8 protein-coding genes are annotated in these 14,482 nt (G+C 72.4%); 4 read left to right on the top strand and 4 right to left on the bottom strand.

Translation table 11 applies throughout. The features are described 5' to 3' along the window. Window positions 1-440: 440 nt before the first annotated feature. Both B1205_RS16325 and B1205_RS16320 read left to right on the top strand, forming a co-directional pair. Window positions 441-1,493 (top strand): amidohydrolase family protein, encoded by a 1,053-nt coding sequence (locus B1205_RS16325; RefSeq protein WP_089156390.1) that lies wholly within the window; start codon window positions 441-443, stop codon window positions 1,491-1,493. A gap of 353 nt (window positions 1,494-1,846) precedes the next feature. Beyond that, a complete protein-coding gene (locus tag B1205_RS16320; protein WP_176308634.1) occupies window positions 1,847-2,635 on the top strand; it encodes an alpha/beta fold hydrolase in 789 nt (262 codons plus the stop codon). Between the two features lie 188 nt (window positions 2,636-2,823). On the opposite strand, the gene B1205_RS16315 is transcribed toward B1205_RS16320, so the two are convergent. The 4 genes from B1205_RS16315 to B1205_RS16300 all read right to left on the bottom strand — a co-directional run bounded on the left by B1205_RS16315 (window position 2,824) and on the right by B1205_RS16300 (window position 10,418). Further along, window positions 2,824-3,246 carry a hypothetical protein gene (locus B1205_RS16315; RefSeq protein ID WP_140158073.1) on the bottom strand — a complete coding sequence of 141 codons (423 nt, stop codon included), beginning with the start codon at window positions 3,244-3,246 and terminating at the stop codon, window positions 2,824-2,826. A 160-nt stretch (window positions 3,247-3,406) separates the two neighbouring features. Beyond that, a complete protein-coding gene (locus B1205_RS16310) occupies window positions 3,407-5,569 on the bottom strand; it encodes a WD40 repeat domain-containing protein (RefSeq protein WP_089156387.1) in 2,163 nt (720 codons plus the stop codon). Then, the gene (locus B1205_RS16305) at window positions 5,517-7,190 is read right to left on the bottom strand and encodes a helix-turn-helix domain-containing protein (RefSeq protein WP_140158072.1); all 1,674 of its coding nucleotides are present in this window, start codon (window positions 7,188-7,190) and stop codon (window positions 5,517-5,519) included. The genes B1205_RS16310 and B1205_RS16305 overlap by 53 nt, the downstream gene beginning before the upstream one ends. A gap of 531 nt (window positions 7,191-7,721) precedes the next feature. Continuing rightward, the gene (locus B1205_RS16300) at window positions 7,722-10,418 is read right to left on the bottom strand and encodes a sugar-binding protein (protein WP_089156385.1); all 2,697 of its coding nucleotides are present in this window, start codon (window positions 10,416-10,418) and stop codon (window positions 7,722-7,724) included. 725 nt (window positions 10,419-11,143) lie between these two features. On the opposite strand from B1205_RS16300, the gene B1205_RS32760 reads away from it, so the two are divergent. Together B1205_RS32760 and B1205_RS16290 are read left to right on the top strand one after the other, a co-directional pair. After that, complete coding sequence (locus B1205_RS32760) at window positions 11,144-12,859, top strand: tetratricopeptide repeat protein (RefSeq protein WP_303395023.1); 1,716 nt, start codon at window positions 11,144-11,146, stop codon at window positions 12,857-12,859. Window positions 12,860-13,054: 195 nt separating this feature from the next. After that, window positions 13,055-14,455, top strand: coding sequence for a hypothetical protein (locus B1205_RS16290; protein ID WP_089156413.1), 1,401 nt, complete (start codon window positions 13,055-13,057; stop codon window positions 14,453-14,455). Window positions 14,456-14,482: the final 27 nt, after the last annotated feature.

Raw genomic sequence — 14,482 nt, 5'->3', positions numbered from 1 at the left:
CTGGCACACCCACCAGGCACAGCACGACGAGACGGCTATCGTTCAGCCTGAGCCCGCCGGCGCCAGGTAACCAACCCTCCGGCGAACCGGGGGAACCTCACTGCACGCCTGCCGCGATCGCGACCGCGCGGGTGGTGACGGCGTCCCGGCCCTCGCGTGCCAGCAGATCGGCCGGCGGCCTCGATGACGCGCTGTCGGGTTCGCTCGCGGCCTATGGAGTCGGAGTCGGGGGCGGGAGCGTCGTCCTGGGGGCGTGAACGCGGTGGCATGTAGCAACGATATCGAACCTCTGTTTCCGTCGTTACGTATCGGTGTTACGCTGATTCTGGTACCGACGATACGAGCCGGATGTGGCAAGGCCAGCGCGACTGGGGTCACTCGGCCGGCGATGCCGCGCCGGCTTCCTCCTGAACGCACCAAGGCGACGCAAGGAGCACGAAATGCCAGACAAAATCAAGATCGTGGCCCTCGAGGAACACATCGCTCTTCCCACGCTGCTCGACGCGTGGGCCAAGGCGGGAGTGCCGCAGATCCCGCAGCTCGGATTCGGCGACGAGCCCTTTGCCCGGCGGCTACGGGACGCGGGAGAGGAGCGTCTCGGGGATATGGACAACCAGGGCATCGACGTCGCAGTGCTGTCCCTGGCTTCACCGGGCGTGCAGAACCTGAAGGCCGAAGACGCCGTGAGCGTGGCCCGCGAGGCCAACGATGCGCTCGCTGAGATCGTCGCCCGGCGATCTGACCGGTTCCAAGCCTTCGCCGCCATCCCGACGGCGGCGCCCGAGGCCGCTGCGGCTGAACTGGAGCGCGCGGTCAACCAGCTCGGCCTCCCCGGCGCGATGCTCTACGGACGCACCGGCGACAAACTCGCCGACGCCGCGGAATTCGACGACCTCTATGCGACCGCAGCGCGACTACAGGTCCCCCTGCACTTCCATCCGCAAACTCCCGTGAAGCCGGTCCTGGACGCGTACTACTCAGGCTTCGACGACGGTGTCGGGCTGGCGCGCAGTACCGGCATGGGGCTTGCGACGGCGGGCCTGGGCTGGTACTTCGATCTGGGCATCCAGTACCTGCGGATGATCTTCTCGGGGGTGTTCGACCGCCACCCCGAACTCCAGGTGATCGCGGGACACTGGGGCGAGGTCGTCCTGTTCTACCTCGACCACACTGGGATCATGGCGCACAACGCGAAACTGGAGCGCCCGCTCGCCGACTACTTCACGCAGAACTTCTGGGTGTGCGGCAGCGGCACGGTCAGCGAACGCTACATGCGGTGGACCGCGGAGGTCGTCGGGACTCAGCGCATGATGTACTCCACCGACTACCCCTACACCTTCGGAACCCGCCCCGGCGGTTTCCCCTTCCTCGACACCGCCAACGGGGTGGCCCGCTCCTTCCTGGAGCAGGCGCCGTTCAGCTACGAGGAGAAAGCCGCTATCGGCTCCGGCAACTGGGAGAAGCTGACCCGGCATGTCGCAGCGGCACGCTGAGATCAGTAGCATTCGGCCCGTGAACGGTTGAGGTGCTGGGACCCGCTGCCCTCCACGTCTGGTCGCTCCAGCACCTCCGCAGCGCTCATCAACGATGCCCGCAACAACAGCAAGCCGGTGTGGCGAACGTGGAGCGGGGGCTTCTTGTCCAAGCAAGGACAGCGGCACCCCCAAACTCCGTCGGCATCGTGGTGGACAACGTCCGCGTCGTCGAGCTGGGCCCGATCGCGTAAGACCCGTCATGGCATCCGTGCGGCGCGGGCACCTCGCCTGCGCCGCCCGGGCGTTGCCCTTCTCGCCCTGCCCGAAGACGTATCGCCTCCTCTCGAGCCCCTGGAAGGAACGTCATGCCGATGACCGATGTCGGAGCCACGCGCGTTCACTGGACCCGCGACGGCGCCGGGCCGCCCCTCGTGCTGCTGCACGGCCTCGGTGGTGACATCTCCTTCTGGGACGCGGATCATGAGCGTCTGGCCCCGGACTTCGACGTCATCACCGTCGACCTTCGCGGCTCGGGGGCCACGGCCGGTTCCGAGGAACTGACCATCGGTGAGTTGGCCGAGGACGTCCGCGCGGTCCTGGACGATGCCGGTGTGCAACGGGCACACACCCTCGGGTTCTCCCTGGGCGGACTGGTGGCCTTGGAACTGGCGCTCACCCATCCGGACCGGGTGGGCGGTCTGATCCTGGCCTCGACCTACGCCCGGATGGGCGCGCAGGCCCGCCGCTTCCTGGACGCGGTCCTCGACGTCTACAGCCGGGGCGCCACCAACCGGCAGATGTACGACCTGATCGCCCCCTGGCTGTTCTCGGCGTCGTTCGTGGCCGATCCCGCGAATGCCGGTTTCTTCAACCTGACCGACGCGGACCTGGAGGACCAGGGACGAGCGGAATGGTGCGCGCTCTACCGGGCCCAGCAGGCCTTCGACGTCACCGCCCGGCTCGGCGAACTGACGGCCAGGACCCTCATCCTGACCGGCCAGGAGGATCACCTGGTCTCACCCCACGACACGCGCGTCCTGACCAACGGAATCGGCGGAGCCCAGCAGTACGTCTTCCATGCCGCCGGGCATCTCGTGAACGTCGAGCGCCCGGATGAGTTCCTCGACGTGGTGCGGGACTTCCTGCTCCCGTCCGAGTGATGTCCGCCGGGGCCGACGCGATCTGGGCGCGGCACCCTTCGGCCGACGCCCGCACGCCGCTCGGTCGACCTCAGGTCGCGGATCAGTGCGCTCGTGACGCCTTCGAGCGCTTGTAGCTGCAAGGACGGCGCCGCGCGCGCACAGCGGCGGCGCCGTCCTTCCCTTCCTGCGGACGCAAGCGGATGCGGTTACAACGAGCAGGGCGACCAGTAGCAGATGTTGCGGGTGGCTGTCTTGCCGGTCGATGGGCGGTTGAGCCCGAAGGTGGTGGAGTGCTCGCCGTCGGTGGAGCAGCCCCACTTGAACGTCACGGTCGTGCCGCCGGTCCCCACGTTGTAGAAGTCAAAGTAGTACGGCCGCGTCATGCCGCTGCCGCTCAGCGTCGCCCAGCCGTGCTCGCCGTTGGTCGCCTCGACCCAGGCCCATGTGACGGTGTTCGTGGTCGCGTAGTTGCAGCCGACCTTGCCGTTGAGGGTCACGGCCGGTTCCCACGGCCATGCCGCCGCCGGCTGGGGCGCCACGGCGACGCCACCGAGTGCGGCGGCCAGGACGGTCGCCACGAGTCCGGCGAAGCGGCGGCGGATGCGAGGTGTTGCGGATGTCGCGGTCATGAGCTCTCCCTGTGCGGTGTGGCGGCCGGGGTGCCGCACGCCGAGCGAACAGGGCGGCGGTCGCCCGGCGGAAGGGTGCGCGGCCCGGTCCGGACGACTCCGGACGGGCCGCGCGTCGGCCCGGACAGATCCGGACAGGCCGCTTGCTGCGGGAACGGGCTCAGCAGGGCGGGCTGTACGGTGCCCCTGGCACGTACTGGTTCCATTCCGCGCGGCTGATGCCCACTCCGGAGGTCCGGCAGATCTCGGCCGCAGCGGCGGCTGGGTCGATGCCCCACAGGCGGGTGGTGCCGTTGTCGCTGCCGGCGGCGAGGACCGTGCCGTCGGGGCTGAACGCGGCCGTGTAGTAGGCGGGATCGGCGCGGCCGAGGGTGGCGACGACCGTGGCGCGGGCCGGGGTGGTGACGTCCCACAGCCAGACGGTGCCGTCGGTCGACGCCGTGGCCAGGGTGGTGCTGCTGGGGTGGAACGTCACCCAGTACACGTAGCTGGTCGGTCCGAGCAGCGGTGCCGGGAACCGCACCGGATGCGCGGGATCGTCGGTCGACCACAGTTGGACGCTCTTGTCGGCGCCGCCGACCGCGAGCAGCCGCCCGTCGGGGCTGAACGCGGCGCTGTAGGCGTAGCCGGTGAACCCGCCGAGGGTGGTCAGCGGCACCAGCCGGGCCGGGTCGCGCGCGTCGAACAGCCGCACGGCGCCGTCGGTGTCGGTCGCGGCGAGGATCGGCGCGTGCGGGTGGAACGCCAGCGACAGGATGATGGCCCCGGTGCCGGGCACGGTGGCCAGCAGGGCCGGTTGTTGCGGCTCGGCGATGCCCCACAGGTACAGGTTGCCATCGTCGCCGCCGACGGCCAGCAGGGCACTGTCGGCACTGAAGGCGACTGCCTCGACGAGGGCGCGGGCGCCGCTCAGCGTCGGGGTGAGCCGGACCGGCCGTTCGGGTTCGTGGACGTCCCACAGGTCGACGTCGCCGGCTCTGGTACCGGCGGCGAGCAGCCTGCCGTCGGGGCTGAACGCGGCGGTACCGGCGTAACCCCCCACGGGGCGGCGCAGCACCGGACCCGGCGGGCCGTGCGGGTGCATCAGCCGGATCGTCTCGTCTTTGGCGGCTACAGCGAGTGTCGCGCCGTCCGGGCTGAACGCGGTCGAGAACACCCCGCCAGAGGGGCCGGTGAGCAGCGGTCCGGGCAGAGGCCACAGGCGCACGTGACCGTCGGTGCTGCTGGTGGCGAGCGTCTGCCCGTCGGCGGTCAACGCGACGGCGGTGACCGGGGCAGGATGCGGCAGGGTCTGCAGGATACGCCCGCTGCCGACGTCGTACAGGCGCACGGTCTTGTCCGACGAGCCGGCCACTAGCCGCTGGGTGTCCGGGGTGAACGTCACCGCGTTCACCCAGCTGGTGGGGCCGGTCAGCGGGGCGCCGCGCGGCGCGGCCCTGCGCGGCTCGGTGACGTCCCACAGCCGGACGGTCTGGTCGCTGCTGCCGCTGGCCAGTCGCCGCCCGCCGGCGTCGAACGCCACGCTGAGCACCTTGCCGGTGTGCCCGGACAGCGCCGCGACGTGCGCTGGACCTGGCGCGGCGGCCAGGTCCCACAGGTGTACCAGGCGGTCAGCCCCGCCGGCGGCCAGGACCCGTCCGTCGGGGCTGAACGCCAGCGCCTGCACGCCTGCGGCGCCGTCCAGAGGCGGCAGCGGTTCGAGGGTACTGCCGGCGACGTGCCAACGGTGCACGACGTGCTCGGCGCTGCCGGCGGCCAGGGTGCGCCCGTCGGGGCTGAACGCGAGGGCGTACACGGTGCCCGCCGGACCTGGCAGCGGCGGCAGCGGCTCGGGCCGGGCCGGGTCGTCGACCCGCCACCGGAACACCTGGTCGTCCGCCCCAGCGGCGGCGAGCAGGCGGCCGTCGGGGCTGGCGGCCAGCGCGTACAGGGCGTCGGCCGGGCCGGTCAGGGTGGCGAGCGCCGTCGGTACCGCCGCATCGGTCGCCCACAGTCGCACGGTGTGATCGGTGCCTGCCGCGGCGAGCAACGGCCGGCCGGGCAGCACCGCAACGGCCTGGGCGGGCCGGCCGAACGGCGCGAGCCGGGTCGCGCTCAGCGTGGCTGCGGCGTCCAGCAGGCTGGAGCGCGCCTCCACGGTGGGTGCGGTGCGGTACGCGGCCAGGGCCAGCTGCCGTGACAGGGTCGTCTCCCGGCCGCGCAGCCAGTCCGCTCGGCCGGCGATCATGCGTGACAGCGCCGCGTTGCGTTGGACGATCGCCGCCCGCCGCTCAGCGTCGGCGGCGGCCCGCTGCTGGAACGCGTAGCCTGCCAACAGCAACATGAACACGGTCAGGGCACTGAGCGCGGCAAGCGTCTGCTGCAACCGGCGGGTGCGCCGCCGCGAGTGCCGGGTGNGGCGGGGACAGCAGGGCGGGATGTTCCGCGGCCCAGCCCTGCGCCGCGGCGAGTCGTGTGCCGCGGTACAGCGCGTTCGGGTCGTGGCCGTCTGTCTGCCAGATCGCGGCGGCTGTGGTGAGCTGCTGGCGGATCAGCAGGCCGGCTCGGTCCGCGCGCAGCCAGCAGCGCAGTCGGGGCCACGCCGACAGCAGCGCCTCGTGGCTGAGCTGTACCGTGTCGGCCTCCGCGGTGACGAGGCGGTGCTGCACGAAGAGCTCCAGGACCGCCTCGGCTGCGTCCGCGTCGGCACCGAACTCGGCGAGCAGCGCCGCGGTCGGCACGACCCGGCGGGTGTCGACGGTGTCCTCGCCCAGGTGGACCAGCGCTGTCAGCAGCCGGCGGGCCACCTGCTGCCGCGACGGGTCGAGCGTGTCGTAGACGGCGCTGGCGGTGGCCGCGACCGCCCCGCGCACGCCGCCGACGTTCCGGTACGCCGCGTGCGTCATCCGTCGACCCTCGTCGTGCCGCCACGTTGCGGCCAGGGCGTGTGACAGCAGCGGCAGCGCGGCGGTCTCGGCTGCGTCGTCGCCGCCGAGCCCGGCCACGTCGGCTAGCAGCACCTCGACCAGGCCCGGCTCGACCTCGACCCCGGCCCGCTGCGCCGGACCGACGATCACCGAGTGCAGCTCGTCGCGGGTCATCGGCCCGACCGTGAGCTGGCGCGACTGCGCGGCCCGTAGCAGCAGCGGGTGGCGCAGCGCCTGGGCGTAGAAGTCGGCCCGCAACGCAACCACCACGACCACCCGGCCGGGCGCGGCGCACAGCCGTTCCAGCCCGCGCACGAAGGCGTCAACGTGTTCGGCGGTGAGGGTGAACAGCTCCTCGGCCTGGTCCACGACCAGCAGCGCCGGTCCCGATGCGGCCGCCACGGTACTGGCCCGCTGCGCCAGCTCCGTCAGCGGGTCTGCGCCCGGTGTCATGACCTCGACCGCCCAGGCGAACGGGCTTTCGGCTGGCGGCACGCCGCAGTCGGGTGGTGCCTCATCCGTGGGCGGTGGTTGCAGGCTCGCCACGAGTCCGGCGCGTAGCAGCGACGACTTGCCCGAGCCTGAGGCACCGACGAGCAGCAACACCCCACCGCCGTCGGCCCGCAGCGCCTCGACCTCCCGGCTCAGTCGAGCGGTCAGCCGGTCGCGGCCGAAGAACCACCGGGCGTCGACGGCCTCGAAGCTGGCCAACCCTCGATACGGCTCCTCGGTGGAGTCCGGGGCGACCAGCCGCCGCCGCACCCGCCGCCAGGCGGCCAGCCACGCCTCGACTGCGTCCGGCTTGACCTCACAGACCTCCAGGACGCGCAGCAGCAGCGGCTGCGACGACAACGACGGCAACCCTCGGCCGGAAAACCAGTCGCCGATCGTGCTCACCGACCCGCGTACGCCGACCAGCGCCGCGACCTGCCGTACGGTCAGCCCTGCCTGCTCGCGCTGCGCGGTCAGCGCGCCGGCGAACTGAGCACGGTCGACGATCCGCGCCGGGTCCGGCTCGTTGTGGTCGCCTTCGGCCATCCAGACCCCCACCTCACCTTTTGCAATCGGAACGCTACCGAAAGCCACATCGATGCGCGAGAGTGCAGCCTCAGGTGGCACGCGGGCCCCGCTCGATGCCGCGCAGTCGCGCCCGGCCCTCAATGAGCCGGCGTTGGGTCTGCTGCGCCAGCGGGTGGAGCGGGTCTTCTGTGGCCGGGTGGACACATGCCCGGGACGTCTCCGGTCGGGTCGCCGGCGACGACGGGCTGGTGCTTTCGTCTGCGAGGAGGCGGCATCCCGGTGCTGGTCAGTGCCGTCGCTGTTCGTCCTGCTGGCGTAGTTGGCTGGCGTGCTCGGCGAAGGGGCCGAGCCCGACGCCGCGGCGGCGTCGTGGGTTCCAGCGCATCATTCCGATGTGACCGAGCGCGACGTCGTTGTCGTCGAGGTCCGCAGGTGCTCGCGTGTGTCCACGGCCGCCGCAACCCCCACGTGGTCATCACGGCCTGACGATCGAGGCGTAGACGTCAGAACCCCCCAGCCGAGCGGCTGGGGGGTTCCCACGTTTGCGGGTCAGGTCAACGGGACTTGGCGGGCGAGTGCGGCGCCGCCGCTTTCGAAGGCCGCCAGGACGGAGGTGGGCGTGCCACCGGTCACCGGCACCAGGACGGTCGTCGCGCGTCCGGGGCGTAGCTGCACCGAGCGCTCACCGAGCGACCGGTCGCCGTCGTAGGTGTGCAGGTACACCGTGCCGGCGCGGTCGGCGCGGACGGTCACCCGCACCCCGTCGGCCACCTGACGTTGTCCGGTCAGTCGCAGCGCCCGTTCGGGCAGCCGGGCCACGGCGGCCGGCGCGACGCCGTCCACCGCGGACTGTGCGATGGTCTGCGCGCTGTGCACGCTGCGCGCGGCCGTGTCCGGGAAGACGGGGGCGCTGGGCTGCCGAGACGCCGGGGTGAGCCCGGGCAGGGTGACCAGGCCGTAACGGTACGGGTCGGCCCGGACGCCGGTGAACGTGGACCAGCCCAGCCGGGACTGGGAGCTGAGGTCCTGGGTGTCCGAGTCGTAGACCAGCACGTTGAAGCCCATCCGGGCCGGGTCGATCGCGTCGGGCAGCACCGCGTACGGAATGCGGGCCTCGATGGTGTAGCCGGTGTACGGCGCGGTGACCTTGCTGACCACGGTCATCCCGGGGGCGGTCGTGGCGCCCGGTCCCTGCCGGTTGTCGGCGTCCCGCTGCCAGCACGGCGGGTCGCCGTTGGCGGGGTCGTCGGTGACCGGGAAGATGCCCGCCTTGAACACGGTGGAGGTGTCGCTCGAATTCCCCTTCGGGTCGACGATGATCTCCACACTGTCGGTACGCCGCTGCCGCTTGCAGTCCTGCGGCACCACCTTCTTACCGAGCACGTCGTCGGTGACCTGGACGAAGACGAGCAGGGAGTCCTCGGTCCAGGCGATCCGCCCCTTGGCCGAGGCGTCCTGACCGGTGGTGGCCGCTCCCTCCCAGATGCGGGACAGGTCCAGTTCCTCGCCGGGGTACTCGCCGGGGCTGGCCACCCCGTCGACGGCGTGGTCCTGGCCAGCGCGCGGAACCACGCTCGTCGGCACGATCTCCAGGGCACCGGTCTCCACGGTGCTGCCGGTGCCGCTGGTGGTGGTGATGGTGATGCCGTAGTCACCGTCGTCGCCGCCCTCGTTGGCGGTCGGTAGGCCGGTGTCACTGTTGGTGACGGTGAAGGTGACCGCTCCGGTGGCTCCCGGCGCCAGGCCGCTGTAGCTCTTCGTCGCCGCGTCCGCCGTGAAGCCGGCCGGCAGGCCGAGGGTGACGGTGCCGCTCTGCGGCCTCCTGCCGTGGTTGCGCAGGTCGATTCGGACGGTCCGGCTCTTGCCGGAGCCGATGGTCAGCACCGGCTTGATCAGGGTGTCCAGCTGCGGGTAGCCGCCGTCGCCGGCCCAGGTGCGGAACAGCCCGACCTCGGGTAGCGGCTCCAGGGTGCCGCGCACGTCGGCGACCACGCGGACGGCGCGGTCCGTGCGTCCGGTGCCCTGGCCGGTGGTCAGGGTGCCGCCGAGGAGTTGCTGGGCGTTGGTGCCGGCTTGGGCGGGGACGGTCACGGTGAAGGTTGCCGTACGCTCCTTGCCGGCCGGTACGGCGCCGCGCAGCGCGTCGGGGCCGGTGGCGGTCCAACCCGCGGGCAGTCGCAGCGCGATCCGGGGCGCGGTCAGCGCCCGGTTCCGGGGCGCCCGAACATGGGCGGTGACCTTGACGCTCTGCCCGGGGGTGATGTCGAACCGGTCGGCGGTCAGGTGGAACTCGGTGCCGCGGGGCAGGCCGCCGGCCGCCGGGGGCAGCACCGAGCCGCGCAGGATCGCCTCGGGTGAGGTGTCCGACGGGTCGTACGGGACGCGGCTGTCGACCAGGGTGTAGAAGTCGCAGCGGATCTTGGCCGGGTCGGTGGGGGCGGCGGCGGTGTTCGCCCAGCCCTGGGTGACGTACTCCCGGCGGGCTTCGACCTCGATCTCGGCCCAGGTCCGGCCGTCGGCGGCGCGAGCGCCTTCCCAGACGCCGAACACCTGGTCGGTCGGGACGGCCGACACGAAGCTGGAGGCGCACTGCGGCCCGGTGGACGAGGTGCCGGTGCCGCCGGTACGCAGGAGCTTCGCCGCCCGGAACGGCTTGAGTCCCTCCCGGCGGATCTGCTCGGGGAAGGCCTTCGGGTCGGCGGCGGCCTGGAACGCCTCGGCGGCGAACCGGGCGGCCTGCTGGTGGTTGCCGTGGTTGCCGGGGGTGGGGGACGGGTTCATCGTCATCAGGATCTCGGGCCGGGTCTGCCGGATCACCCGGACGATCTGGCCAAGCGTCTCGTCGTGTCCCCAGATCTGTTCGGAAAGGGGTGCCGAGGCCGTGTACCAGAAGTCGACGTGGTCGAGGTTGTAGAGGTTCTCCACCCCGGCCTTGCCGATCGCGGTGCGCTCCTCGCGCTCCCGGATGATGCCCAGCGGCGGTCCCTCCTCCAGGCCTACCGCGTTGCCTCCGCCCTCTCCGCGAGTGATCGTGACGACGCCGGCCTTGGCGCCGTACTTCTCCTTCCACTGGCCGAGGGTGGCGAGGCTGCCGGCCTCGTCGTCGGGGTGCGCGCTGACGAAGAGGACATCCAGGTCGACGGCGTCGGCCGGTCGATCGTGGGTGGGGGCGGCGTGAGCCACGGCCGGTGTCCCGGACAGGGCCAGGGCGAGCGCCGTGGGTAGCAGGAACGCCTTGATGCGCATGTAAATCCTTTCGCGCGGGGTCCGCGCAGCGGCCGGCGACGTCGGGCGCTGCTGCGCCGACGTTGGGGTCACGGAGTGGACGGTGGTGGGCGGGGTCGCGGGTGGACGGCGAGTGAGGCGCCGGCGTCGCCGGATCCGTACACACTGGAAGGCCTTCGTTCGGTGACGGTAGGGACCGACGCGACGGCCCGTCAATGCTTTGCAAGGAGTTTCTTCATTTGCAGAAGAAAACAAGTGGCGCTCTGCAGGCCCCTCGGACGCTGCGGCGAGCGCTAGGTCGGCGGCCCGGAGCGCGTGGCTGCTATGGCGTTTCCGCTGCCAGTCGAGTCGGGGCGAGGATGGTGGTCCGTTCGGCCCCTTGACTCATTAATTCGTTCGCCGTAAGAATTAAGGGTGCAGCGGCACCCGCCGAGCGGAGGTCCCGGTGCTCGGCGCGGTGGCGGTCGCCTGGGCGCGTACCGCCCTCTCCGAACGTTCCCCGGGCACCTGGACGTACCTGCAGGGTCTGCCCGCCGCGAATCGCGAGCACCATTCTTATTTCCGTCGATGGGTATTACGCTCTGGGCCAGCCCTGAGGTGGATCACATCGGAGGTTCCCATGAGAAAGATGACCATCCGTCGTACGACTGCGCTCCGCCTGGTGTCCGGCGCACGCCGGCTGTGGATCGAGTGGTGCTGGTAGCTGCCGGCACGGCGGGCGCTCCCGGGCGCCCGCCCCTGCGGCGGTGGGCCCGGCGGTGACCGGCGGGCCGGAGCGCTACGACTGCCACCGCGACCACGGGCCGTACGCCGGTGTCTCGGCCTTCCTCGGCCGGGTCGCCGCCGACCGGCCCCGCCTGGCGGCACGGCATGTGGTTGAGCTGCGCGCGATCGCTCCCCAGCTCGATCCGGCGGCCCGGCCGGCCGCCGAGGAGGAGCCGATCCGCTTCCACCCCGCCCGCCGGACCGCCTGCCTGGCCTACGGCGCGGCGGAGCTGGTGGCGGCCTGGGCCGGCACACTCCGGCGGCCCGTGATCGTCCGGTTCGATCATGTCGCCTGCGCCGACGAGACGACCGCTGAGCTGCTGGACGCGCTGGTCCGCCGGCTCGGGTCGACCCCGGTGCGCCTCGACCTACGCGATGGCGGGGCCCCCGCCCCGACGCCCGACGCGCGTACCCCGCAGGCGTTGCGGCGGACCCTGGGCGACAGCCTGGCCGACGGCTACTACCATCACGCGGCCCGGCTCGCCCGGCGCGGGCGGGCGCAGGTCACCCCGGACGGCGACCTGCGGCACTGGTGGGCGTTCACCACCGGCCTGGCCACTGCTCTGGCGGCCCTGGACCGGGCCGCCGAGGCACTTGACCTCTACGACGAGGCGCGGGCCGTCACCGACGACCCGAAGATCACCATGTCGGCGGCGTACGCCACAGCCATGCTGCACGCCCGGCACCTGCCGGCGGCCGACCAGGACCCGGCACAGGCCCGGCTCTGGCTGGAACGGGCGCTGCGCCTCGCCGCCGGGCTGGTCGACCCCCGCCAGCGCCTGCTGTCGACGGTCTTCTACGAGCAGGGCCTGGCGCTGCTGGACAGCCGTGCCGGCCGGCCCGAGCGCGCGCTGCGGCGCGTCGACGACGGGCTGGCCCGGCTGACGGCCGCGCTCGGCCCCGGTGAGCGCCCGCAGGACCTGGCCCGGCTGCGCCACAACCGGGCGCAGGTACACCTCGCGCTGGGCGACCCGGCGCGGGCGCTTGCCGATCTGGACACCGTGATCGCCCACGACCCCGACAACTGCGAGTACTACGTGGACCGCGCTGCCCTGCACCGGGCGGCGGGTCGGACCCGCGCCGCGATCAGGGACTACGACGCCGCCATCCGGCTGGGACCGCACCTTCCCGAGGCGTACTACAACCGGGCCGTGCTCCACCAGGAGCGGGGCCGCCCCGAGCGGGCGCGCGCCGACCTGGAGCGGGTGCTCGCCATCGACCCCCGGCACCTCGACGCCCGGATCGCCCTGGTCAACCTGCACATGGAGCGTGGCGCGCTCGACGCCGCCGAGGCCGGCGCCCGGGCCGGGCTGGCCGGCACTTCGGGGGAGCCCGCGCTGCTGTGCACCCTGGGCCTGGTCCTCGCCGAGCGCGGTCGGCACGCCGAGGCCGACGAACTGCTCACCCGTGCGCTGGGCGCAGACCCCGAGTTGGTGGAGGCGTGGACGAACCGGGCCGCAGTCCGGTTCGAGCGCGGTGACGTGGTCGCCGCCCTGGCCGACCTGGACCGGGCGGTGGCCCTGTCGGCGGCCCCCGTGCCGCGCTACAACCGGGGCACGGCCCTGGCTCGGCTGGGCCGGTGGGACGAGGCGGCCCGGGACTTCGCCGAGGCGCTCGCCCAGCCCGGCCTGGACCGGGCCCTGCGCCGGGATCTGCGCGCGGAACTCGCGCGGTGTCGCCGGGTGCTGGCCGTCTGAAGCGACTACACGATCACCCGGGAGTGGTCCACCGGCTTCTGGGCCGAGCTCAAGGCACGGTGGATGAGCACCAACGGTCTCTGTGCGGTGGCCTCCAACTGCGGGCCTTGGCGTAGCTCACGGCCGGGCGCTATGCTGCGCCGCGATGAATCCTTCTCTCAGATTGGGGGCCCGGTTCGCGCAAGGTGAGTGCTGATGCGCTCCCTGGCAGCGAATGCGGAATCCCGCCTCTCCCGCTGGCGCCGCGTACGCGAGTACGCCGTGCCGGCCTCCATGATCAAGGCCGCGACCGCTCGTCGCCTCGTCGGTGACTGGGCCGGAGCATGCGCCGTCGCTCGCGTTGATGTCGACCTTGACCTGCGCGCCGTAGCCCGCTGCCACGGCCGCGAACTTGCCGGCCGCCTGCGGGCCGATCTCCGATATCTCGCGCCAGACCTGCTGCGCTGGCACATGCCGAGGATCGCTCCGGACGGGCTGCTGCGCCCGGGCCTGACTATCTCGCTGACGAGGTACGGCCTGGCGGAACACGACGGCGTCCAGCCGGTGCACCTTGTGGCCCGGACGCCACCGGCCTGGGCGGATGCGGGTCAACGGATCAGCCTGGCACTGTGGGCCGGAGCCAGCGAGGAGGGCAACCGCCCGCATCCGCAGCCGCGTCCCGACCGTCGGTTCCGCTTCGACCTGCACCGTCACCTGTGGGACGTACGGAGAGCAGACGAGCTACGGAGCCGATCGGGCGCCGCGCAGGTGCCCTCCGACACCGCCACCGCGGTGCACCCTGATCAGCCATGGGACGCGCTGCGGGACTGCGGATACGCGGTGCACCGGTGGGCGGCCGAAGCGGCGATGCTGCTCCACGCCGAGGGCCGGACCAGCGGTGCCGTGGCGGTGCGCCTCAGCCCTCGACGTCGTCTGCTCCTGGACATCGCTCCAGCAGGAGCGGACCTGCGGGCGCCCGGGGCGCGGATCACCGGGGCGTCACGGGCCGGTCGTGTCGCCGGGCTGCCGGTGCTGCCCGACGCAGCGACCTGGATGGCACCTGACCTGGAGCTGCTCCATCGCGGGTTGATCGAGGTCGACCGGCTGCACCCGCTGGTGGCCGCCGCGCTTGCGCCCGGTCACCCGGTGACCGTCACGCCCGCGTCCCCGGATCCGGCTGCAAATCCACGTCTCGTGGCCTGCCGGGGAGCCTGGCACCGCATCGGCCTGGTGAACGGTGCGCTCACACCCCTCGACCACGATCCCGCGGAACTCCGCCGGGAGGAACTGCTGGCCGCGCTGACCGGCACCCCGCTGCCCTGCCTGCGGGCGATCGACGAGGCGCACCACCGACCGGAGTGCCTTCCCGACATCCGCGCCCGCCTGGACCACGGCGACATCGCCGGGGCGCTGGCCACCGTCGAGGCCCTGCTCGGACCCGATGCGCTCCTACGCAGCGGGGAACTACGTGAGGAACTGGAAAACGCCGCGCTGCGACGGATCACGCACGGGCTCTTCCGAGCCGGGCTGATCAGACAGGGACCCGCTCCCTGCTCCCGGGACTGGCGGCCCAAGCGTGACCGCCGCTCCCACCCACGCCACGCGATCGCCCGCTGACCGCGGGACCTCGACCCTCGCCCGGCT

It is taken from the genome of Micromonospora sp. NBS 11-29 (assembly GCF_002140155.1).
Lineage (GTDB): Bacteria > Actinomycetota > Actinomycetes > Mycobacteriales > Micromonosporaceae > Micromonospora.
Note: the sequence above shows the minus strand (reverse complement) of the source record. Positions and strands in the feature narration are given on the sequence as shown.

What these genes read in the sequence shown, in the direction of transcription:
- B1205_RS16325 (WP_089156390.1), top strand. Translation starts at nt 441, where the DNA reads ATGCCAGACAAAATCAAGATCGTGGCCCTCGAGGAACACATCGCTCTT.
- B1205_RS16300 (WP_089156385.1), bottom strand. Translation starts at nt 10,418, where the DNA reads ATGCGCATCAAGGCGTTCCTGCTACCCACGGCGCTCGCCCTGGCCCTG.
- B1205_RS16290 (WP_089156413.1), top strand. Translation starts at nt 13,055, where the DNA reads ATGCGCTCCCTGGCAGCGAATGCGGAATCCCGCCTCTCCCGCTGGCGC.
- B1205_RS16315 (WP_140158073.1), bottom strand. Translation starts at nt 3,246, where the DNA reads ATGACCGCGACATCCGCAACACCTCGCATCCGCCGCCGCTTCGCCGGA.
- B1205_RS16320 (WP_176308634.1), top strand. Translation starts at nt 1,847, where the DNA reads ATGACCGATGTCGGAGCCACGCGCGTTCACTGGACCCGCGACGGCGCC.
- B1205_RS16310 (WP_089156387.1), bottom strand. Translation starts at nt 5,569, where the DNA reads ATGTTGCTGTTGGCAGGCTACGCGTTCCAGCAGCGGGCCGCCGCCGAC.